Here is a 3085-nt window from a genome sequence, read left to right as displayed (position 1 = left end):
GATCCAAATGCAATCGCGACTTGACGTCGCTGACAACACTGGTGCTAAGAGCGTCATGTGCATCAAGGTGCTCGGTGGCTCTAAGCGTCGTTACGCCGGTATCGGCGACATCATCAAGGTGAGCATCAAAGAAGCTGCACCCCGTGGCCGCGTCAAGAAGGGCGAGGTCTATAGCGCTGTGGTTGTCCGCACCGCCAAGGGTGTTCGCCGCCAAGACGGCTCTCTGGTGAAGTTCGACGGCAATGCCGCCGTTCTGCTCAACGCCAAGCTGGAGCCTATCGGCACCCGCATCTTCGGCCCGGTGACGCGTGAACTGCGTACCGAGCGCTTCATGAAGATCGTGTCTCTGGCTCCCGAGGTTCTGTAATCTCGGTGCAACGCAAAGGACAGCTCTAATGAACAAGCTCAAGACAGGCGACCAGGTCATCGTTCTGACCGGTCGCGACAAAGGCAAGCGTGGCACCGTGTCCGCTCGCGTCGATGATTCCCATCTGCTGGTTGAAGGCGTGAACGTTGCCAAGAAGCACGTCAAGCCCAACCCCATGAAGGGCACCACCGGCGGCATCGTTGACAAGACCATGCCCATCCACCAGTCCAACGTGGCGATTTTCAACCCTGCTTCTGGCAAGGCTGACCGCGTCGGTATCAAGCTCCTGGCTGACGGCAAGAAAGTGCGCGTCTACAAGTCCAGCGGCGAAGAACTCAAGGCTTGAGGTCAAACATGGCTCAACAACAAGCTCGCCTGCAGCAGATCTACCGCGAAAAGATCGTGCCCGAATTGATGGCCAAGTTTGGCTACAAGTCGATCATGGAAGTGCCGCGTCTGACGAAGATCACCCTGAACATGGGTGTCTCCGAAGCCGTGTCGGACAAGAAGGTCATGGAACACGCCGTGAGCGACCTGACCAAGATCGCCGGCCAAAAGCCTGTGATCACGATGTCCAAGAAGGCTATCGCCGGTTTCAAGATCCGCGAAAACATGCCTATCGGCACGATGGTCACCCTGCGCGGTGTCACCATGTTCGAATTCCTGGACCGCTTCGTCACCATCTCGCTGCCACGCGTTCGTGACTTCCGCGGTATCTCTGGTCGTTCTTTTGACGGTCGCGGCAACTACAACGTCGGCGTCAAGGAACAGATCATTTTCCCGGAAATCGAGTACGACAAGATCGACGCCATCCGTGGTCTGAACATCAGCATCACGACGACGGCCAAGACCGACGACGAGGCCAAGGCTCTCCTGGCTGCTTTCAAGTTCCCGTTCAAGAACTGAGGTACATCGTGGCAAAAGTCTCTCTGAAGCAACGCGAAGAAAAGCGCGAAAAGCTGGTTGCCAAGTACGCCAAGAAAACCGCCGAACTGAAGGCTGTCATCAACGACAGCAAGAAGTCCGACGAAGAGCGCTACGCCGCTCGTCTTGAACTGCAAAAGCTGCCCCGTAACGCCAACCCCACCCGTCTGCGCGCACGCTGCAGTCTGACAGGGCGCCCACGTGGCACCTTCCGTCAGTTCGGCCTGGGCCGTACGAAGATCCGTGAATTGGCATTCGCTGGCGACATCCCCGGTGTCACCAAGGCGAGCTGGTAATCCCAGCAGGGCACGAACAGGAGTTATCCCATGAGCATGAGTGATCCCATCGCCGACATGCTGACACGCATTCGCAACGCACAAATGGTCGCTAAGACCAGCGTTGCACTGCCGTCGTCCAAGCTGAAAGTCGCGATTGCCCAGGTCCTGAAGGACGAAGGCTACATTGACGGTTTCGCCGTCACCGGTGAGGCTGCAAAGCCAACGCTGGAAATTTCGCTGAAATACTACGCAGGTCGCCCGGTTATCGAGCGCATCGAGCGGGTGTCTCGTCCTGGTCTGCGCATTTACAAGGGCCGTCACGACATCCCTCAGGTCCAAAACGGCCTGGGCGTCGCTATCGTGACAACCCCCAAGGGTGTGATGACCGATCGTAAGGCTCGCGCCGCCGGTATCGGTGGCGAAGTGATCGCCTACGTCGCCTAATCGAGGAGCAATCGCAATGTCCCGCGTTGGAAAAATGCCGATCGCCGTCCCTCAAGGTGTGGACGTGAAGATCACCCCCGAAGCCGTGACCGTCAAGGGTGCCCTGGGCACCTTGAGCCTGCCACAGAACGCCCTGGTGACCGTTTCGAACGAAGCCGGCGTCCTGAAGGTGGCTCCAGTCAACGAATCCGCAGCCGCCAATGCCATGTCCGGCACCTTCCGCGCTCTGCTGAACAACACCGTCAACGGTGTCAGCAAGGGCTTCGAGAAGAAGCTGACCCTGGTTGGCGTGGGTTTCCGTGCCCAGGCTGTCGGTCAGAAGCTGAACCTGCAAATCGGTTTCTCTCACCCCGTCGTGAAGGACATGCCTGAAGGCATCAAGGTTGAGACCCCGTCTCAAACCGAAATCCTGATCAAGGGTATGGACCGTCAAGTAGTCGGACAGATCGCCGCTGAAGTGCGCGCCTTCCGTTCGCCCGAGCCTTACAAGGGCAAGGGGATCCGCTACGCCGACGAGCGCGTGGTCTTGAAAGAGACCAAGAAGAAGTAAGGAGCTGATTCATCATGGCAACAAGCAAGAAGGAACAGCGCCTGCGCCGCGCACGTCAGACACGTGCACGTATCGCCCTCCAAGGCGCCGTGCGTTTGACAGTCAACCGTACAAACCTGCACATCTACGCCAGCGTGATTTCTGGCGACGGCACCAAGGTCCTGGCTACAGCCTCGACAGCCGAAAAAGAAGTGCGCGAACAGCTGACAGCCGCTGGCAGCAACGTGGCTGCCGCTACGTTGGTTGGCAAGCGTATCGCCGAGAAGGCCAAGGCCGCTGGCGTCGAGAAGGTTGCTTTCGACCGCGCTGGTTTCCAGTACCACGGTCGTATCAAGGCCTTGGCTGATGCCGCGCGTGAAGCCGGTCTTCAGTTCTAAGCCACCGGAAGGAATTTCAAATGGCTAAGTTTCAACCCAAGGTAGCAGACGAAGGTCGTGACGACGGTCTGCGCGAGAAGATGATCCAGGTGAACCGCGTGACCAAAGTGGTCAAGGGCGGCCGGATCATGGGCTTCGCAGCTCT

Annotated in this window: 7 protein-coding genes and 1 pseudogene; all 8 read left to right on the top strand. The window is 58.2% G+C overall.

What is annotated here, in order from left to right; translation table 11 throughout:
• Position 1 precedes the first annotated feature (1 nt).
• Positions 2 to 367 carry a 50S ribosomal protein L14 gene (gene rplN / locus HY836_RS04360; protein WP_290673936.1) on the top strand — a complete coding sequence of 122 codons (366 nt, stop codon included), beginning with the start codon at positions 2 to 4 and terminating at the stop codon, positions 365 to 367.
• A gap of 28 nt (positions 368 to 395) precedes the next feature.
• Positions 396 to 713, top strand: a complete 318-nt coding sequence (gene rplX / locus HY836_RS04355; RefSeq protein ID WP_290673934.1) for a 50S ribosomal protein L24 — start codon at positions 396 to 398, stop codon at positions 711 to 713.
• Between the two features lie 8 nt (positions 714 to 721).
• Complete coding sequence (gene rplE, locus HY836_RS04350) at positions 722 to 1273, top strand: 50S ribosomal protein L5 (protein WP_290673932.1); 552 nt, start codon at positions 722 to 724, stop codon at positions 1271 to 1273.
• An 8-nt stretch (positions 1274 to 1281) separates the two neighbouring features.
• The gene (gene rpsN, locus HY836_RS04345; protein WP_290644366.1) at positions 1282 to 1587 is read left to right on the top strand and encodes a 30S ribosomal protein S14; all 306 of its coding nucleotides are present in this window, start codon (positions 1282 to 1284) and stop codon (positions 1585 to 1587) included.
• A gap of 30 nt (positions 1588 to 1617) precedes the next feature.
• A complete protein-coding gene (gene rpsH, locus HY836_RS04340; protein WP_290644368.1) occupies positions 1618 to 2013 on the top strand; it encodes a 30S ribosomal protein S8 in 396 nt (131 codons plus the stop codon).
• A 16-nt stretch (positions 2014 to 2029) separates the two neighbouring features.
• Complete coding sequence (rplF, locus tag HY836_RS04335; RefSeq protein WP_290673930.1) at positions 2030 to 2563, top strand: 50S ribosomal protein L6; 534 nt, start codon at positions 2030 to 2032, stop codon at positions 2561 to 2563.
• A 14-nt stretch (positions 2564 to 2577) separates the two neighbouring features.
• Positions 2578 to 2940 (top strand): 50S ribosomal protein L18, encoded by a 363-nt coding sequence (gene rplR / locus HY836_RS04330; RefSeq protein WP_290673928.1) that lies wholly within the window; start codon positions 2578 to 2580, stop codon positions 2938 to 2940.
• 20 nt (positions 2941 to 2960) lie between these two features.
• Positions 2961 to 3085, top strand: a pseudogene (locus HY836_RS04325) (30S ribosomal protein S5); the annotation flags it as partial.

Source organism: Aquabacterium sp. (genome assembly GCF_016234775.1).
Classification (GTDB): domain Bacteria; phylum Pseudomonadota; class Gammaproteobacteria; order Burkholderiales; family Burkholderiaceae_C; genus Aquabacterium.
This window is presented reverse-complemented; position numbering and strand designations above follow the sequence as displayed.

Excerpts from the sequence above, each read along its gene's own strand:
- rplE (WP_290673932.1), top strand. The coding sequence starts at position 722 with ATGGCTCAACAACAAGCTCGCCTGCAGCAGATCTACCGCGAAAAGATC.
- rplF (WP_290673930.1), top strand. The coding sequence starts at position 2,030 with ATGTCCCGCGTTGGAAAAATGCCGATCGCCGTCCCTCAAGGTGTGGAC.
- rplX (WP_290673934.1), top strand. The coding sequence starts at position 396 with ATGAACAAGCTCAAGACAGGCGACCAGGTCATCGTTCTGACCGGTCGC.
- rpsH (WP_290644368.1), top strand. The coding sequence starts at position 1,618 with ATGAGCATGAGTGATCCCATCGCCGACATGCTGACACGCATTCGCAAC.
- rplR (WP_290673928.1), top strand. The coding sequence starts at position 2,578 with ATGGCAACAAGCAAGAAGGAACAGCGCCTGCGCCGCGCACGTCAGACA.